Below are 17080 nucleotides of genomic sequence, written 5' to 3'. Positions count from 1 at the left end.
CGCGGGGTGGTGGGCGACTTGCCGGTTCGTCGTGGCTTGTCGCGCAGTTCCCCGCGCCCCTGAGTCGGCACAGCTGAGGTCAGTTGAGCGGTGAACCCCCTACATCACCGGGTCCGGCTCCCTCGCCAGGTCCGCCGCGCCGACCAGGCCCGCCTTGTTGCCGAGCTGGGCGGCGATGACGTCGGCGACCGGGCGCCAGTTGCCGCCGACCAGCCAGCGCTTGTAGGACTTGCGGATCGGGTCGAGGACCAGTTCGCCCTCGTCCGAGAGGCCGCCGCCCACGATGAAGGCGGAGGGGTCGAACAGCGAGGCCAGGTCCGCGAGACCGGCTCCCGCCCAGCGGGCCAGCTCGCGGTAGGAGTCCACGGCCACCGGGTCGCCCTGGCGGGCGGCCACCGAGATGTGCTTGCCCTCGATGCCGTCCGGGGTGCCGTCGCCGAGGCCCAGCAGGATCTCCGCGTTCTCCGGGGTGGCGTTGGCGCGCTGCTTGGCGTAGCGGACCAGGGCGCGGCCGGAGGCGTACTGCTCCCAGCAGCCCTGCGAGCCGCAGCCGCACGCCAGGCCGTCCGGGACCATCCGGATGTGGCCGAACTCGGCGGCCACGCCGAAGTGACCCCGGCGCAGCTTGTTGCCGATGATGATGCCGCCGCCCAGGCCCGTGCCGAGCGTGATGCAGATGACGTTGCGGTGGCCCTTGCCCGCGCCGAACTTGTACTCGCCCCAGGCGGCCGCGTTGGCGTCGTTCTCCACGACGACCGGGAGACCCACGCGGGCCTCGACCTTCTCCTTGAGCGGCTCCTGGCGCCAGTCGATGTTGGGCGCGAAGTACACGGTCGAGCGCTGCCGGTTCACGTAGCCGGCCGCACCGATGCCCACGCCGACGATGTCGTGTCCGGCACGCGCGCCCGCCACGGCCGAGGCGATGGCGTCCACGATGGCCTCGGGCGTGCTGGGGGTCGGCACCTTGAAGGTCGAGAGGATGTTGCCTTCCTCGTCGACCACGCCGGCCGCGATCTTGGTGCCGCCGATGTCGACGCCGATGGTGAGTCCCATGAATCCCTCAGTTCCGGTCGAGCCCCGCTAGGGCCAACGGTACCCGAGGCCCCACCGGGTCAGACCGTCAGTCCAGGTCGATGCGCTCGCCCGGTCCGGTGCCCTCACCTGGGTCGCGGCGGCCGGCCGGCGGCTCGTCGGCCGGGGGCGGGGTGGGACCGGTGGTCCACCGCCGCTCCTGCGCCTGGACGGCCGAGCGGTAGGCGGCGAGCAGCTCGCTCCCGGCGGCGGCGAGGTGGTCGAAGACCTGGGGGTTGCGCTCGACGACCGGCTCGACGGCGGCCTTGGCCTGCTGGACCATCTGGCGCACCGCCTGCTGGGCGGCGGGCCCGGCGACCGCGCCGAGCAGCGGGGACTGCAGCCCGGAGATCTTGTCGGCCACGGAGTCCATGAGCCGACGGAGCTCCTCGGCGGCGGTGCCGGGCGGCGGGGGGTTGGTGCCGCGGCGGCGGGCCTTCTCGGCGGCCAGGTCCTCGGCGGTGGCGGTGGCCCAGGCGTCGGCGTCGCCCATGCGCGGCGCTTTCGGAGCTTCGGGCTCCTCGGGAGGCTGGGGTGCGGGGCGCTCTTCGCTCATGGCGGGCTCCTGACTACGGTTCGCGTCTTCGACGTTACCCGAACGGCGCAGTGCGTTCACCGTCCCGTGCCGGGCCACAGCGCGGGGTCGGGCGCGAACCGGACACACAGCTCGCCGTCGGTCAGGGCGGCCCCGGCGACGGTGCAGCGGCGCAGCGCGGAGGGCAGGGCGACGATCCGGTGGAAGGGACCGGCGGTGACCACGAGTTCGTCGCCGCGCCGGACCAGGTCGAGGTCGTCGCGCACGGCGCCGGGCAGCGGGAGGCGCCAGACGAGGGTGCCGTCCTCGGCGAGGCGGTCGGTGACCGGCCACTCGACGGGGCGGGGCGCGGGGTTGACGCCGGGCGGGGCGAGCGCGGCGAGGTCGTCGGTGCCGCGCGGGTCGCGGCCGAGGTGCGGCACGGTGTGCACGTCGTACTCCTCGGCCCAGTCGGCCAGGGTCTTGCGCTGCTGGGCGAAGGGGCCGGCGAGCCAGGTGCCGTCGGCGGACTCGGGCAGTACGCGGTTGGCGATCAGGGTCTCGGGGCGCAGTCCGCGCAGGGCGAGGCCGAGGGCCGCGGAGCGGACGGCGTCGTCCCCGGCCGGGCCGGGTTCGGCGACCAGGCGGACGGTGGTGCCCCGGTCGGCGACGACGGCCTCGACGGCGGCGAGTTCCAGGTCCCAGCGGGCGGCCGTCTCGTACAGCCAGTCGGCGGGCATGGGGACCCCGGCGAGGCGGCCGAGGACGGGGCGCAGGGCGCGGGCGGCCTGGCGCTCGGGTGGCAGGAGGCGGCGCAGGTAGCGGCGGAGTTCCTCGGGCAGCGCGAGCAGGGCGAGGGCCTGGGGCAGCGGGGGGAGGTCCACCACGAGCAGGTCGTAGCGCTCGGAGAGGGCCGCGTCGCGCAGGGCGCGCAGCACGGACAGTTCCTCGGCGCCGGGCAGCGGGGTGACCTCCTCGGCGTCCAGCCGGGAGGCGCCGAGCAGGTCGAGGACGGTCCGGGCCCGGCTCTGGAAGGCCGTGAGGTCCTCGCGGAAGCGCGCGCCGGCGTCGGGGCGCCAGACGGTGAGGTTCTCGGCCGCCTCGGTGGGCGTGGGTCCCGTCACCGTGCCGAGGGCCGCGCCGAGCGTGTCGGCCCGGTCGGCGCCGAGCACGAGCACGCGGGCGCCGGTGCGGGCCGCGGCGAGCCCGGTGGCGGCGGCGACGCTGGTGCGGCCGCTGCCGCCCGGCCCGGTGATCAGGAGGGTTCGCATGAGGCTGAACGGTAACGGAGCCTCAGCGGCGTGAAGGCCCCCGGCGGGCAGGGCCCGGTGTCAGGAACCCGTCTCGACGCGCTTCTTCAGGCCGGCCAGCGCGCGGTCGATGATGACCTTCTCGGCCTTGCGCTTGATCATGCCGAGCATGGGGATCTTGACGTCGACCGTGAGGCGGTAGGTGACCTCGGTGGACCCGGCGCCCGCGGGCTTGAGCAGGTAGCTGCCGTCCAGGGAGCGGAGCATCTGGGACTTCACCAGGGTCCAGGAGACCTCGTGCTCGCCGGTCCAGGTGTAGGCGAGGGTCTGGTCGTCCTTGATGGCGCCCGCGTCCATGACGAGGCGGACCTCCTCGGCGCGGCCGCGGCCGTCGGTCTCCAGGACCTCGGCCTCCTTCACCTCGCCGGTCCAGTCCGGGTAGCGGGAGAAGTCGGCGATCACCGCCATGACGTCGGCCGGGGCCGCCTCGATCGTGATGCTCGAACTGGTGTGTTCCGCCATCGCCGTGGCTCCTCCAGATGCGGCCGGACGTTCTCTCACGCGCGGGGTGCGCACGTGTGTGCAGCGTGAAGGCTACCGCGCCGCCCCCGGCCCGCCGTCACCACTCCAGCGCCCACGGCTTGCCGGTCCCGGCGAAGTGCCCCACGTTCACGCACTCGGTCGCGCCGATCCGCATCCGGCGGGCGAGCGGCTGGTGGACGTGGCCGAACAGGGAGTAGCGGGGCTTGGTGCGCTCGATGGCGGCCAGCAGCGCGCGGCTGCCGCGCTCGAAGCGGCGGGCGACGGTGTCGTAGACGAGTTCGGGCACCTCGGGCGGGATGTGGGTGCAGAGCACGTCGACCTCGCCGACGGCCTCGATCTTCGCCGCGTACTCCTCGTCGTCGATCTCGTACGGGGTGCGCATCGGGGTGCGCAGGCCGCCGCCGACGAAGCCGAAGACGCGGCCGCCGATCTCCACCCGCTCACCGTCGAGCACGGTGGTGCCGGGTCCGGCGTACTCGCGCCACAGGGGCGGCATGTCGACGTTGCCGTAGGTGGCGTAGGTCGGGGTGGGGAAGGCGGCGAACATCTCGGCGTACTGGCGGCGTACCGCCTGCTCGATCGCCGCGTCCCGGTCGGTCCCGATACCCGACCACAGCTCGCGGCCGAGGGCGCGCGCCTCCTCGAAGCGGCGGGCGGTGCGCAGCTCGACGATCCGGTCGGCGTTCTCCGCGCCGAACAGGTCGGGGAAGATGCCGCGCGAGTGGTCGGCGTAGTCGAGGAAGAGGACGAGGTCGCCGAGGCAGATCAGCGCGTCGGCGCCCTCCCCGGCCCGCGCGAGATCACGGGCGTTCCCGTGCACGTCGCTGATCACGTGTACGCGGGTGCGGGGGCCGCGGGCGGGTGTGGAAGCCATGGCGATCAAGGGTAGAGGTGTGCGGTCTACGTGAACAGTGGCCCGTCTGGCCTGCGGTTACTCGCCCGTCGGTCAAGAGGTGGACTACTGTGCGCCCAAGCGGGTTATCCCGTGTGACGCAGCGAACATCTGGCACGGACCCCCTGTCCCAGAGGTCATACCGGCGGGTAACGTCCGGGCAGTCCGGTCGTGCTCCGGAGAACACCCCCGGCAGGCGGGACCCCCCGAGCACCCGCCCCGAGGAGCAGCAGTTTTGCGCGAGTTCAGCCTTCCGGCTCTGTACGAGGTCCCCGCCGACGGCAACCTGACGGACATCGTCCGCAGAAACGCCGCTCAGCACCCGGACGTCGCCGTCATCGCGCGCAAGGTGGGCGGCGCCTGGCAGGACGTGACGGCCCGGCAGTTCCTCACCGAGGTGCACGCCGCCGCCAAGGGCCTGATCGCCGCCGGTGTGCAGCCGGGCGACCGGGTCGGCCTGATGTCCCGCACCCGCTACGAGTGGACCCTGCTGGACTTCGCCATCTGGAGCGCGGGCGCGGTCACCGTGCCGGTGTACGAGACCAGTTCGCCGGAGCAGGTGCGCTGGATCCTCTCCGACTCGGGCGCGACCGCCGCCTTCGTGGAGCTGGACGGTCACGCGGCCGCCGTGGACTCGGTGCGCGAGTCGCTGCCGGCGCTGAAGCACCTGTGGCAGATCGAGGCCGGTGGCCTGGAGGAGCTGACGCGGCTCGGGCAGGACGTCTCCGACGCGACGGTCGCCGAGCGCGGCTCGCTCGCCAAGGCGGACGACCCGGCGACCATCGTCTACACCAGCGGCACCACCGGCCGCCCCAAGGGCTGTGTGCTGACCCACCGCAGCTTCTTCGCCGAGTGCGGCAACATCGTGGAGCGGCTGCGCCCGCTGTTCCGTACCGGCGAGTGCTCGGTGCTGCTGTTCCTGCCGCTGGCGCACGTCTTCGGGCGGCTGGTGCAGGTGGCGCCGATGATGGCGCCGATCAAGCTGGGCTGCGTCCCGGACATCAAGAACCTCACCGACGAGCTGTCCGCGTTCCGGCCGACCCTGATCCTGGGCGTCCCGCGCGTCTTCGAGAAGGTCTACAACACCGCGCGGGCCAAGGCGCAGGCCGACGGCAAGGGCGCGATCTTCGACAAGGCCGCCGACGTGGCCATCGCGTACAGCCGCGCGCTGGACACCCCGGCGGGCCCGTCGCTGAAGCTGAGGCTCAAGCACAAGGTCTTCGACAAGCTGGTCTACGGCAATCTGCGGGCGGTGCTCGGCGGCCGGGGCGAGTACGCGATCTCGGGCGGCGCGCCCCTGGGCGAGCGGCTCGGCCACTTCTTCCGGGGCATCGGCTTCTCGGTGCTGGAGGGCTACGGCCTGACCGAGTCCTGCGCGGCGACGGCGTTCAACCCGTGGGACCGGCAGAAGATCGGCACGGTCGGCCAGCCGCTGCCCGGCTCGGTCGTGCGGATAGCGGACGACGGCGAGGTGCTGCTGCACGGCGAGCACCTGTTCAAGGAGTACTGGAACAACCCGGACGCGACCGCCGAGGCGCTGGCCGACGGCTGGTTCCACACCGGGGACATCGGCACCCTGGACGAGGACGGCTACCTCCGGATCACCGGCCGCAAGAAGGAGATCATCGTCACGGCGGGCGGCAAGAACGTCGCCCCGGCCGTGATCGAGGACCGCATCCGGGCGCACGCGCTGGTCGCGGAGTGCATGGTGGTGGGCGACGGACGGCCCTTCGTCGGCGCGCTGGTGACCATCGACGAGGAGTTCCTGGGCCGCTGGGCCGCCGAGAACGGCAAGCCCGCGGGCTCCACGGCCGACTCGCTGCGCGACGACCCGGAGCTCAACGCGGCGATCCAGACGGCCGTGGACGACGGCAACGCGGCGGTGTCCAAGGCGGAGTCGGTGCGCAAGTTCCGCATCCTGCCGATCCAGTTCACCGAGGAGTCGGGGCACCTGACGCCCTCGCTGAAGCTGAAGCGGAACGTGGTGGCCAAGGACTACGCGGCCGACATCGAGGCCATCTACGCCAAGCAGACCGCCTCCTGACGAACCGTCACAGAACCGAGCGGCGCCGGGGAGTCCCCGGCGCCGCCGCGTCAGAGCAGTACCTTCAGCCGTTCGGCCAGCAGGTCCCAGCGCCACTTCTCCTCGACCCACCGCCTCCCACGCTCGCCCATCCGGCGGCGCAGGCCCTCGTCGGCGAGGAGGGCGGTGATCCGCTCGGCGGTCTCGGCGGGTTCGCCGCCCCGGACCACCCAGCCGGTCTCGCCGTCGAGCACGGCGTCCGGAGCCCCGCCGGAGTCACCGGCGACCACGGGGAGCCCGGTCGCGGACGCCTCCAGGTAGACGATGCCGAGCCCCTCCACGTCCAGCCCGCCGCGCCGGGTGCGGCACGGCATGGCGAAGACGTCCCCGGCGCCGAAGTGCGCGGGCAGTTCGGCCCAGGGCACCGCGCCGGTGAACCGCACGGAGTCCGCGACGCCGGTCTCGGCGGCCAGGCGGCGCAGGTCGGCCTCGTAGGGGCCGCCGCCCACGATCAGCAGTACGGCGTCGGGCTCGGCGGCGAGGACCTGGGGCATGGCCCGGATCAGGGTGTCCTGGCCCTTCCTCGGCACCAGCCGGGAGACACACACCACCACCGGCCGGTCGGTGAGCCCGAGCCGGGCGCGCACCTCGTCCCCGCCGGAGCCGGGGTGGAAGGTCTTCTCGTCCACGCCGGGCGGCAGCTGGACCATGCGCCCGGCCGCCTCGGGGGTGAGCGCGGCGGCGATCCGGGACCGGGTGTACTCGCCGAGGTAGGTGAGGGTGTCCGTGGACTCGCCGATCCGGCGCAGCAACCCGCGGGCGCCGGGCAACTGGGCCCAGCCCGCCTCGTGACCGTGGGTGGTGGCCACCAGCCGCTCGGCGCCGGCCTGGCGCAGCGCCGGTGCCATCAGCCCGAGCGGCGCCGCCGCCCCGAACCACACCGAGGTGCAGCCGTGCTCCCGCAGCAGCCCCACCGCCCGCCGGGTCGCGCCCGGCGTGGGCAGCAGCATGGTCGTACGGTCGCGCACGACGGGGAAGGGCTGCTCGGCGTCGAAGGCGGCGGTCGCCTCCGTGCCCTCCCGGCCGCGCTTCCAGGTGGAGGCGTAGACGACGATCCGGTCCGGGTCCAGGCGCAGCGCCATGTTGTGCAGGAACGCCTGGATGCCGCCGGGGCGGGGCGGAAAGTCGTTGGTCACGATCAGGGTCTTGTGCATCGCCGCCGACCCTACCGGGTGGTCCGCCCGGGGCCGGGCCGGGCGGAGTCTGTGGCAGGGACACGGCCGTAAAGGACATCATGAGTCTTCCGACGCGCACGACCGACGACCGAACGGCAGGGGATCACGTGGACACGAAGGGCGCCGGGCGGTCCCTGGCGTGGCTCGCGGCGGTGTGGGGGACGAGCCGTGCCGTCCTGCTGCTGACCGTGTTCAAGGTGATCACCGTGGCGGGCCCGGACGTCACCTCGGACGTGTCGGTGATCTACCGCGGCTGGTACGAGGTGCTGCGTCAAGGAACGTTTCCGCTGGACGACGTGACCTGGCAGTACCCGCCGGCGGCGGCGCTGGCGGTCCTCTCCCCCGGCCTGCTGCCGTTCCTGGACTACACGGACGCCTTCTTCGTCCTGTGCTGCCTCACCGACCTCGCGGTGCTCGCCCTCCTGGTGCGCTACGGCCGGAGTCCGGGCCGCTCACCGCGCGGGGCCTGGCTGTGGACGGCCGCCGTCCCGCTGCTCGGGCCGACGGTGTACGCCCGCTACGACGTGATGGTGACCGCCCTGGCCGTGGCCGCGCTGCTGGTGGCCGCCCGGCATCCGCGCGCCTTCGGGGTGCTGACCGCGCTCGGCGCGATGGTGAAGGTGTGGCCGGCGCTGCTGCTGACGGGGTCCTTCCGGCGCCGTCCGTGGGCGTCGGCGGCGGTGACGGCGTCGGGGCTCGCGGCGCTGTTCGCGGTCTCGATGCCGGGTGCCTTCGCCTTCCTGACCTTCCAGCGGGACCGGGGCACCGAGGTGGAGTCGCTGGGCGCGCTGGTCTTCCACGTGGCCCGGCACTTCGGCTGGGAGGGCCAGGTGCTGCTGAACTACGGCTCGATCGAGTTCCTGGGCCCGTGGGTCGGGGTGGTGAGCACGGCCGCGCTGGTGCTGACGGGGGCCGCGTTCGGCTGGCTGGTGCTGTGGCGGCTGCGGGTGGTGCGGACCGACGTACTGACGGTCCCCGAGGCCGCGTTCACGGCGGTACTGCTGTTCACGGTGACCAGCCGGGTGATCAGCCCGCAGTACCTGGTGTGGCTGACCGGCCTGGCCGCGGTCTGCCTGACCCACCGCGCGTCCCGGATGACCGCGCCCGCGCTGATGGTGGCCGTGGCGTCCCTGGTGACGGTGCTGGAGTTCCCGCTCGGTTTCATCCACGTGGTGACGAGCGACTGGTACGGCGTGACGCTGATGGCCGTGCGCAACGGCCTGCTGGTCGCCGCCTCCCTCTCCGCGGCCCGCCGCCTGTGGCGCTCCACCGTGTCCCCGGCGCCTCTCGCGTCCGCCCCCGCCGCGGCGGAGCGCGCGGACGGGTCGACCGTCTCGCCGTGAGGCTCAGCCCAGTTGGTCCCGGACGTAGTCCTGCCACTGGGCGGTGAACTCCTCGGGGGTGGTGTCCAGCACCTTCTTCAGCGCCCCCTCGACCGCGCCGGCCCGGCCGCGGTGGGCCCCGACGGCCCGGTAGAAGGCCCGCAGTTCCTCCTCGCCCCAGCGCTCGGCGACCATCCGGCAGGCCAGCCAGCCGGACTCGTAGGCGCGGGCCAGCCCGGCGGGGTCGCCGGTGAAGCCGAAGTCCTTGTCGGCGGGGAGCGCGTCCGGGAGGCGCCCGTCCGCGACCGCGCGGGTCAGCTCGGGGGCGGCCTCGGCGGGGGTGCGGCCGGTTCCCAGGTAGCCGGTCCAGTCGGCGTACCCCTCGGAGAGCCAGAGCGGGGTGGCGGCGGTGGTGGCCGAGCGGGTGGCGACGTGGGTGGTCTCGTGGGTGAGCACGACCTGTTTGCCCAGGTCGCCGAGGGCCGCGTACGCCTCCGGGTTGACCACCACCCGGTCGGCGGGAGCCCGCCCGGCGCCCGGTGTCTCGGCGGTGGTGACGGCGGCGATGCCCCGGTACCGGGCGGCGGGCGAGCCGAGCAGCGCGGCCATGCCGTCCAGCGAGCGCGGCACCAGCACGACCACCCGCCGGGCCCACCGGGCGCCCCAGGCGCGGGAGACGGCCGGTACGGCGCGGTCGGCGAGCCGGGCGTAGCCGCGCAGCTCGCCGTCGCTCTGCCCGGTGCCCAGCACCAGGCTGTGCGCGCCGCTGACGGCGCTGACCGGCCCCTGGTCCCAGAGCTGCTGCCCCGCGCCCCGCGCCGGCCCCTCGGCGGCGACGTACCAGCCGCCGTCGGCGGTGTGGCTCAGGGTGAGGGTGCGCCGGGCGGTGACGGGCGCGGTGTCCTGCCCGGCGACCCGGTAGCTCAGCTCCGCCTCGGCGCTGGTGCCGTCCGGGCGCAGCGAGGTGATCCGGTAGGCCCAGGAGGCCAGCGGGAGGGCCCGGAGCCGGGTGTAGGGGGTGCGGGTGCCGGTGGTGGCGTAGGCGGCCTCGTCACGGCCGAGCAGGGCGGTGGCCCGGCGGTCGAGCACCCGCTGCACCTCGGCGCGGGCGCCGGTGCCGGGGGCGGGGCGGGCGCATCCGGAGAACGCCGGCAGGAGCAGCAGGCAGAGTCCCGCCGCCGCTGCTCGCCACGCTCCGTCCCGGCCGGCCACCGTCCGATCGTACGGGGTGCGGGCAGGGCTCAGGGCCGGGTCACCGCGGAGACCGGCAGCATGCCGACCCGGTCGTAGCGCACCGCCGCGCCGGGGTGGGGCGCGTGGATCACCTGGCCGTCGCCCACGTACATGGCCACATGGCTGGCGTCGGAACGGTAGATCACCAGGTCGCCGGGGCGGGCCTGGGAGAGCGGGACCCGGTGTCCGGCGTCGCGCTGGGCCTGCGAGGTGCGCGGGAGCTGGACCCCCGCTCTGGCGTACGACCACTGCATCAGGCCCGAACAGTCGAAGCCCGAGGGCCCGTTGGCGCCCCACACATAGGGCCGGCCGAGGGCGGAGCGGGCCGCGGCGAGGGCGGCGGCGGCACGGGGGTCGAGGTCGCCGAGGCCGGTGAGGTCGGGGCGGCCGGAGCGGGAGGACCGGTTGTAGTCGGCGCGGTCGGCGGCGGACAGCGAGTCGAAGAGACGCCGGGCACGGATGAGGCGTTCCCCTACCTTCCGCTTGTGCGCGGCGACCGCCCTGCGGCTGCGCTCCAGGTCGCCGAGCTTGGCCTCCGCCTCCGCCCGCTCCTGGGCGAGGTCGCGCAAGGCGCCGCTCAGTTCGCGCAGTTGCCCGGCCTGACGGGTGCCGACGCGGTCGACGACGGACGCCTTGTCGAGGTAGTCGTCGGGGTCGGAGGAGAACAGCAGGGCGACGGCCGGGTCGATGCCGCCGGAGCGGTACTCGGCTCCGGCCAGCGAACCGAGCTGCTCCCGCAGGGAGTTGACCCGCTGCTGGGTGCGGGCGATGTGGTCCTGGGCGTCACGGACCTCGTGGCGCAGCCTGTCCGCGCGTTCGTCGGCCCGGTCGTAGTCCTCGGTGGCACGCTCGGCCTGGGCGTAGAGCCGGTCCAGTTCGGCGCGGGCGCCGTCGCGGGGCGCCGCGTGGGCGGCGGGTACGGCGCCGAGGGCGGCGGCCGCGGCCGACAGCACGCACAGGGCGGCCGCGCCCCGGTCGCATCCGGATGTTGCGGGACGGCGATGGGACGCCACGGCGGTCCTTCCCCTGGACGACGGGAACCGTTCCCCCGCGCGCGGACGGGCGGGGGCCCTCGGTGCCGGGGAAACGCGCCAGACAGTAGCCGCAGCGGCACCCACCGGCCAACGACCGCCGTGCGCACACACGGTGACGCCCCGGCGCCGACGCAGGTCAGCGGCGGGGCGCCAGGGGTCGCGCGGTGCCGTGATTCGCCCGTTCGGGCGGGTGTGGCGAGGGTGTCAGACGCGGACGCCGAACATGAACGGGCCGCCGATGGTGCTCATCGACTCGTAGCGGACGACCGTGCCGGTGCGCGGGGCGTGCAGGATCTGGCCGTTGCCCGCGTAGAGACCGACGTGGTGGATGTCGTTGAAGAAGAAGACGAGGTCGCCGACCTGGAGGTCGCTCGTGGAGTAGATCCGGGTGCCGATGTTGGCCTGCGCCTCCGAGGTGCGCGGGATGGAGACACCGGCCTGGGCGTAGGCCCAGGAGGTCAGACCCGAGCAGTCGTACGAGGAGGGGCCGGTGGCGCCGTAGACGTACGGGGTGCCGATCTTGCTCTGGGCGGCGGAGAACGCGGCTCCGGCGCGGCCCGAGGCGGGGACGGCGTGGCCGAGCTGGACGCGCTCGCTGGAGGAGCGGTCGGCACGCTGCTGCTCGGCGGCGAGCGCCTGCTTCTCCTTGGCGGTCAGGGTGTTGAGCAGGCGCTGCGCCTCGCCCAGCTTGCCCTGGACCTCCTTCTTCTTCTTGCCCAGCTCGGTGCGGGTGGAGGCGAGGTCCTTGAGCTTCTCGGTGGCCTCGGCCCGCTCCTGGGCGAGTTCGCGCTGCTTGTCCTGGATCTTCTTCAGCGCCTCGACCTGCTGACCGCTCAACTGGTCGAGCGTGGACGCCTTGTCGAGGTAGTCGTCCGGGTCCGCGGAGAGGAAGAGCTGGACCGAGGGGTCGATGCCGCCGCTGCGGTACTGGGCGGTGGCGAGCGAACCGAGGCCGTCGCGCAGCTTGTTGAGGTCCTGCTGGCCGCGGGCGACGTCGTCCTGGATCGTGGAGATCTCCTTCTGGAGCTTCTCCTGCTTCTCCTTGGCGCCGTTGTACTTCTCGGTGGCCTGCTCGGCCTGCTCGTAGAGCTTGTCGACCTGCGCCTTCACCTCGGTCTTGCCCGGCTTCTCGCTCGGGGCCGCGTTGGCCGCGTTCGCGCTCAGCGCGACGGCGGCTGCCGCCGCGGTGGTGAGCACGGTGACACGCGTCCGGCTCGGCTGCTTGGGTCGACGATGGGACGCCACGGAGGAGGAACTCCTTCTTGTGAGTGATCACCCGCTCGGAGGTTCGAACCGACCCTAGTGACCCAGTTGTGATCAGTTCAAATCCTCACAGCAAAAAATCCAGTCCCTCCCTGCATATTTTGCACTCAACGCACCGGGCGTGACAGGAGGTTGACTTTCCGTCGCCCACAGAAGCCCTCAATTGGGGCAGGTCACACGTCGGTCGGGCGTTCAGGACAGTCGCTTGAGAAGTACCGCAGAGGCCACGGGGCGTGCTCCGGCGCGCGCGACGCCGTCCGCCACCTCGCGGTCGGTGGAGGCGACGATGACCGGCCGGCCCGGCGGTTCGGCGCGCACGAGCTGGCGGATCAGCTCGTCCGCCGTCACGCCCGGCTTGGAGAACAGCACCCGCACCCCGCGCGGCGGCGCGAGCAGTACCGGGGCGGCCAGTTCGGCGCCGTCGAAGACACAGGTGACCTCGGCGCCGGTCTGCGCGGCGAGCGCGGAGAGCTGGCCGAGCAGTCTGAGGCGCTGCTTCTCCAGCGGCATCTGCGGATAGCCGGTCTTGGTGACGTTGTAGCCGTCGACCACCAGGTGGGCCTGCGGCAGCGCGAGCAACTGGTCGACGATGGCCGGGTCGTGCTCGGACAGGGCGCGGGCGGCGATGTCCTTCGGCGTCATCCGGCCCGGCTCGACCGCGTCCACGGTCTCGGCCGGACGCACCGACACCGGCGGCAGGGCGAGTTCACGGCGCAGCCCCTGGGCCGCCTCCAGGACGGTGTCGAGCAGCAGCCGTACCCGCATGTCCTCCACGCTGCGGCCCTCGCGGACCGCGCGACGGGTCGCCTCCAGCGCGGCCTCCGACTCGCCCAGGCGGGTCTTGAGCCGGCGGGACTCGCTCTCGGCGGCGGAGACGGCCGCCTGACCCTCGGCCCGCGCGGACTCGGTCTCGGCACGCTCCTTGCGCAGCGCGGCCTCCCCGCGCTTGACGTCGCTCAGGGCCGAGCGCAGCTTGCGGTGCAGCGCGTCGGCCTCCCTCTTGGCCGCGTCCAGCTCGGCGCGCAGCCGGGCGGTCTCGGCACGGGCGTGCTCGCGGGCCCGCTCCAGTTCCTCGCGGAGCTTCTCCAGCTCGGCGCGGCTCTCCTCGTCCACCCGCTCGGCGTCCGCGCGCTGGGCCTCCTCGCCGGCCGCGGCGACCAGCTTGGCCCAGCCGGGCGGGCGCAGCACGTAGGCGGCGGCCGCGACGTCGAGGGGGTCGGCGGCCGGGGGCGGTGAGCCCGCCTCCAGCGCGCCGCACAGCTCGGGCTGGGTCTCCTTGTAGCGCTCGGCGATCCGCTGCCGGAAGAGACGTTCGGTCTCCAGCGCGGCGGCCATCGCGTTCCCGGCGAACTTGGCCCGCCGGTTCGGTGTGAACCGGGCGTACTGCCGCAGGGGGGCGGGCAGTTCGGCCAGGGTCAGGGCGCCGAAGGCGTCCGAGACGATTCCCACGACCCGGCGCCGCACGCCGTCGGGCAGCGGACGGTCAAGCACCTCGGCGGTGCCGTCCTCCGGCCCCCCGCCCGCGGTCTCCACCATCCGTCGCACCCCAATGCCCGACATGCCCGTTACCTGCCCGATCCCGCGCGGACCGCCCCGCCCTCAGGAGGCGGCGCCCGGCCTGTCCACGAGTTCCACCTGGTCCACCGCGTTGCACCAGCGGCAGCGGACCGACTCGATGGTCTCACTGACCACCTCGCGCTCCTCGACGGTCGGCTCCCCGGCCAGGTCGAGGTGGACGTACTCGACGGCCCTGGAGGAACGGGTCACGTCGAACCGGGTGAGGTTGCCGCACAGGGTGCAGCGCCAGCGTGTCGTGGCGGTCGGCGGAGGAACCGTCATGGCGCAGCTCGCTTCCTTCTCGTCGCGTCCGGCGGACTTACGGCGCGCCGGGGTCCCGGCGCGTGTGGCCGTAACCCTACGGCCTGCCGGGTGTTCGCCGCCCGCCTGTCCGAAGCGGCGAGGCGGTCTGTACCGGTGCGTCCGGTTACGTCATGCTCTGTATTCATGATCAGAGAGTGGAGCACGACCGCCGCCCGGACCGTCAGGGCGGTCCGGGGCACCCCGGCGCCGCTGACGTACGGCCTCATCGCCCTGTGCTGCCTGATCTTCCTGCTGGGCCCGGCCTCCGGCTTCACCCACACGTACGGCACCGGGGACGCGCTGCTCGCGGCGCAGCGGGCGTACTTCCGGCACTGGGGGGTGATCCCGGCCGGGCTCCTCGCGGAGCCGGTGCGCGAGGCGCTCACCCCGGTGACCGCGCTGTTCGTGCACGGGAGCTGGGTACATCTGCTCGGCAACATGCTGTTCCTCTTCGTCTTCGGCGTGCTCACCGAGGAACGGATGGGCCGCGTCGAGTTCGCCCTCTTCTACGTCGGCTGCGGCTACCTCGCCCTGCTCGGGTACGCGCTGGCCAACGCGGACTCCGAGCAGTCCCTGGTCGGCGCCTCGGGGGCCATCTCCGCGGTCCTCGGCGCCTTCCTCCACCTCTTTCCGCGGGCCCGTGTCACCAGTCTCCTCCCGTTCCTCTTCTTCCTCCCGCTGCGCTTCCCGGCATGGGTGGTGCTGCCCTTCTGGGCGGGGCTGCAGTGGTACGCGGCGGGCCGCGCGCCCGAGGGCCCCGGCGTCGCCTACCTCGCCCATGTGATCGGCTTCTGCCTGGGCTTCGGCTACGCCTGGCTCAGGTACGGGCGGAAGCAGGGCGAGAAGGACGGGCCGGGCGGGGCTAGAGTTGGGGCCGCCCCGGCTACGGCGTCCAAGGGAGAGAACCAGCCGTGATCACCGCGATCGTCCTGATCAAGACCAGCGTGGACCGGATTCCGGAGATCGCCGAGCAGATCGCCGCGCTGGAGAGCGTGAGCGAGGTCTTCTCCGTCACCGGCACCTACGACCTGATCGCCATGGTCCGCGTGGCCCGCCACGAGGACCTCGCGGAGGTCATCCCCGGCCGCATCAGCAAGATCCAGGGCGTGGAGGGCACCGACACCCACGTCGCCTTCCGCACCTACTCCCAGCACGACCTGGAAGCGGCCTTCGCCATCGGCCTCGACAGCTAGCCCCTCCGGGGGCGGCCGCGCGATCCCGCTCGGCGCCGCCGGGCTCCTGCCCGCGGCGGGCCGTGTGCCCCGTCGGGCCGCCGCCAGGCCGACGGCGGTCTCCGGGTACCGGCCGGGCCGGCGCCGCTCCTCTCACTTCTCTCCCCCGCCGCACCGGCGCCGGCCGCCCGGCCCGGGCTCAGCTCTCCGGCACGCAGCGGCCGTTCTCCGTGCGGTAGGTCCAGCGGGCGCCCCGGGTGACCAGTTCACGGAGCGCCGTCACGAAGCGGGTGACGTGCTCGTCCGGGGTGCCCGCGCCGAAGCTGACGCGGACGGCGTTCAGGGTGCCGGTGCCGCAGCCGGCCTGTTCGGCGGCGCCGGTGCCGAGCAGGGCGTGCACCAGGGGGTGGGCGCAGAAGAGGCCGTCGCGGACGCCGATGCCGTACTCGGCGGAGAGCGCGGCGGCGAGGTGGGAGCTGTTCCAGCCCTCCACCACGAAGGACAGCACGCCCACGCGCGGGGCGTCGTCGCCGAACAGCGAAAGCACCCGCACCCCGGGCACCTCGGCGAGGCCCGAGCGGAGCAGTCCGAGCAGGTGCCGCTCACGGGCGGCCAGCACCTCGGGGCGGGCCTCGGCGAGCGCCCGGCAGGCCGAGGCGATCGAGTAGGCGCCGATCACATTGGGGGAACCGGCCTCGTGCCGGGCCGCGCCCTCGTGCCACTCCACCGCCACCGAGCCGTCGGCCCGCCGGGCCACCGTGCGGCTGGCGCCGCCGCCCGCGAGGTACGGCTCGGCCGCGGAGAGCCAGTCCGCCCGCCCGGCCAGCACCCCGGAGCCGAAGGGCGCGTACAGCTTGTGCCCGGAGAACGCGATCCAGTCGACGTCCAGCTCGCGCACGCTCACCGCCTGGTGCGGCACCAGCTGGGCCGCGTCCAGCACGATCCGCGCCCCCGAGGCGTGCGCGGCGGCCGTCAGTTCCCGCACCGGCCACACCTCGCCGGTGACATTGGAGGCACCGGTGACGCAGACCAGCGCGGGGCGCGCGGTGTCCCGGGCGGCGAGGGCCCGCTCCAGCGTCTGCACGGCCGCCTCGGGACTGCGCGGGGCGTCCAGGAAGGTCACGTCGGCCTCGCGCCAGGGCAGCAGCGCGGCGTGGTGCTCGGTCTCGAAGACGAACACCTCGCACCCGGCGGGCAGCACGCGGGCCAGCAGGTTCAGGGAGTCCGTGGTGGACCGGGTGAAGACCACCTGGTCGTCGTCCCGGCAGTGGAGGAACTCCGCGACGGTGCGGCGGGCGTTCTCGAACAGCTCGGTGGAGAGCTGCGAGAGGTGCCCGGCGCCCCGGTGCACGCTGCCGTAGTAGGGGGCGTAGGCGGCGACGTCGTCCCAGACCCGCTGGAGCGCGGGGGCGCTGGCGGCGTAGTCGAGCGCGGCGTAGCCGACCTCTCCCCCGGTGACGAGCGGCACGCGGACGTCCCGCCCGAGCACCGGCAGCGGGGCGGGGACGACGTCGGCGGGGGCGGGGGCGGGGGCGAAGGCGGTGGAGACGGACATGGCTGAACTCCCGTGAGGCAGGCCGGAGTCACCGCGCGCAGGGCATGCGGACGCGGCACCGGAGGAAGGGTGAAAGGGGGTGCGCGGAGGCGGGGCTCGGCGGCCCTATCGCA

16 protein-coding genes are annotated in these 17080 nt (G+C 73.8%); 4 read left to right on the top strand and 12 right to left on the bottom strand.

Annotation, left to right across the window (positions count from 1 at the left end; genetic code table 11):
* Window positions 1-99: 99 nt before the first annotated feature.
* From EV284_RS15495 to EV284_RS15475, 5 genes are all read right to left on the bottom strand, one after another.
* Window positions 100-1053 (bottom strand): ROK family glucokinase, encoded by a 954-nt coding sequence (locus EV284_RS15495; RefSeq protein ID WP_130334315.1) that lies wholly within the window; start codon window positions 1051-1053, stop codon window positions 100-102.
* Between the two features lie 67 nt (window positions 1054-1120).
* Entirely contained in the window at window positions 1121-1627 is a 507-nt protein-coding gene (locus EV284_RS15490) for a DUF5304 domain-containing protein (protein ID WP_130334313.1), read from the bottom strand.
* A 56-nt stretch (window positions 1628-1683) separates the two neighbouring features.
* Window positions 1684-2856, bottom strand: coding sequence for an ArsA-related P-loop ATPase (locus EV284_RS15485; protein ID WP_130334311.1), 1173 nt, complete (start codon window positions 2854-2856; stop codon window positions 1684-1686).
* A gap of 60 nt (window positions 2857-2916) precedes the next feature.
* Window positions 2917-3357, bottom strand: a complete 441-nt coding sequence (locus tag EV284_RS15480) for an SRPBCC family protein (RefSeq protein WP_030810292.1) — start codon at window positions 3355-3357, stop codon at window positions 2917-2919.
* 97 nt (window positions 3358-3454) lie between these two features.
* The gene (locus EV284_RS15475) at window positions 3455-4252 is read right to left on the bottom strand and encodes a metallophosphoesterase (protein ID WP_130334309.1); all 798 of its coding nucleotides are present in this window, start codon (window positions 4250-4252) and stop codon (window positions 3455-3457) included.
* Window positions 4253-4505: 253 nt separating this feature from the next.
* On the opposite strand from EV284_RS15475, the gene EV284_RS15470 reads away from it, so the two are divergent.
* Complete coding sequence (locus EV284_RS15470) at window positions 4506-6314, top strand: AMP-dependent synthetase/ligase (protein ID WP_130334307.1); 1809 nt, start codon at window positions 4506-4508, stop codon at window positions 6312-6314.
* Window positions 6315-6364: 50 nt separating this feature from the next.
* Here EV284_RS15470 and EV284_RS15465 read toward each other — a convergent pair whose 3' ends face one another.
* Complete coding sequence (locus tag EV284_RS15465) at window positions 6365-7507, bottom strand: glycosyltransferase family 4 protein (protein ID WP_130334305.1); 1143 nt, start codon at window positions 7505-7507, stop codon at window positions 6365-6367.
* 128 nt (window positions 7508-7635) lie between these two features.
* Here EV284_RS15465 and EV284_RS15460 point away from each other — a divergent pair, with 128 nt between their 5' ends.
* On the top strand, window positions 7636-8871 hold the full coding sequence (locus EV284_RS15460) for a glycosyltransferase family 87 protein (protein WP_130334303.1): 1236 nt from the start codon (window positions 7636-7638) through the stop codon (window positions 8869-8871).
* Between the two features lie 3 nt (window positions 8872-8874).
* Here the strand turns inward: EV284_RS15460 and EV284_RS15455 are convergent, their stop codons facing one another.
* The 5 genes from EV284_RS15455 to EV284_RS15435 form a co-directional block, all read right to left on the bottom strand.
* Window positions 8875-10014, bottom strand: a complete 1140-nt coding sequence (locus EV284_RS15455; RefSeq protein ID WP_130334766.1) for a hypothetical protein — start codon at window positions 10012-10014, stop codon at window positions 8875-8877.
* Window positions 10015-10091: 77 nt separating this feature from the next.
* Window positions 10092-11096 carry a C40 family peptidase gene (locus EV284_RS15450; RefSeq protein ID WP_207229041.1) on the bottom strand — a complete coding sequence of 335 codons (1005 nt, stop codon included), beginning with the start codon at window positions 11094-11096 and terminating at the stop codon, window positions 10092-10094.
* Between the two features lie 225 nt (window positions 11097-11321).
* Window positions 11322-12362 (bottom strand): C40 family peptidase, encoded by a 1041-nt coding sequence (locus tag EV284_RS15445; RefSeq protein ID WP_130334301.1) that lies wholly within the window; start codon window positions 12360-12362, stop codon window positions 11322-11324.
* Between the two features lie 210 nt (window positions 12363-12572).
* Complete coding sequence (locus EV284_RS15440; protein ID WP_130334299.1) at window positions 12573-13916, bottom strand: NYN domain-containing protein; 1344 nt, start codon at window positions 13914-13916, stop codon at window positions 12573-12575.
* A gap of 63 nt (window positions 13917-13979) precedes the next feature.
* Window positions 13980-14219 carry a hypothetical protein gene (locus tag EV284_RS15435; RefSeq protein ID WP_130334297.1) on the bottom strand — a complete coding sequence of 80 codons (240 nt, stop codon included), beginning with the start codon at window positions 14217-14219 and terminating at the stop codon, window positions 13980-13982.
* A 165-nt stretch (window positions 14220-14384) separates the two neighbouring features.
* Between EV284_RS15435 and EV284_RS15430 the strand changes: the two genes are divergently transcribed.
* Both EV284_RS15430 and EV284_RS15425 read left to right on the top strand, forming a co-directional pair.
* Window positions 14385-15155, top strand: a complete 771-nt coding sequence (locus EV284_RS15430) for a rhomboid family intramembrane serine protease (RefSeq protein WP_130334295.1) — start codon at window positions 14385-14387, stop codon at window positions 15153-15155.
* Entirely contained in the window at window positions 15152-15433 is a 282-nt protein-coding gene (locus EV284_RS15425; protein WP_031179902.1) for an Lrp/AsnC ligand binding domain-containing protein, read from the top strand. The genes EV284_RS15430 and EV284_RS15425 overlap by 4 nt, the downstream gene beginning before the upstream one ends.
* Before the next feature lie 178 nt (window positions 15434-15611).
* On the opposite strand, the gene EV284_RS15420 is transcribed toward EV284_RS15425, so the two are convergent.
* Window positions 15612-16967 carry an aminotransferase class V-fold PLP-dependent enzyme gene (locus tag EV284_RS15420; RefSeq protein WP_130334293.1) on the bottom strand — a complete coding sequence of 452 codons (1356 nt, stop codon included), beginning with the start codon at window positions 16965-16967 and terminating at the stop codon, window positions 15612-15614.
* Window positions 16968-17080: the final 113 nt, after the last annotated feature.

This window comes from Streptomyces sp. BK022 (assembly GCF_004217355.1).
Lineage (GTDB): Bacteria > Actinomycetota > Actinomycetes > Streptomycetales > Streptomycetaceae > Streptomyces > Streptomyces griseoluteus.
The sequence above is the reverse complement of the archived record's forward strand: the minus strand, read 5'-3'. Positions and strand labels throughout refer to the sequence as shown.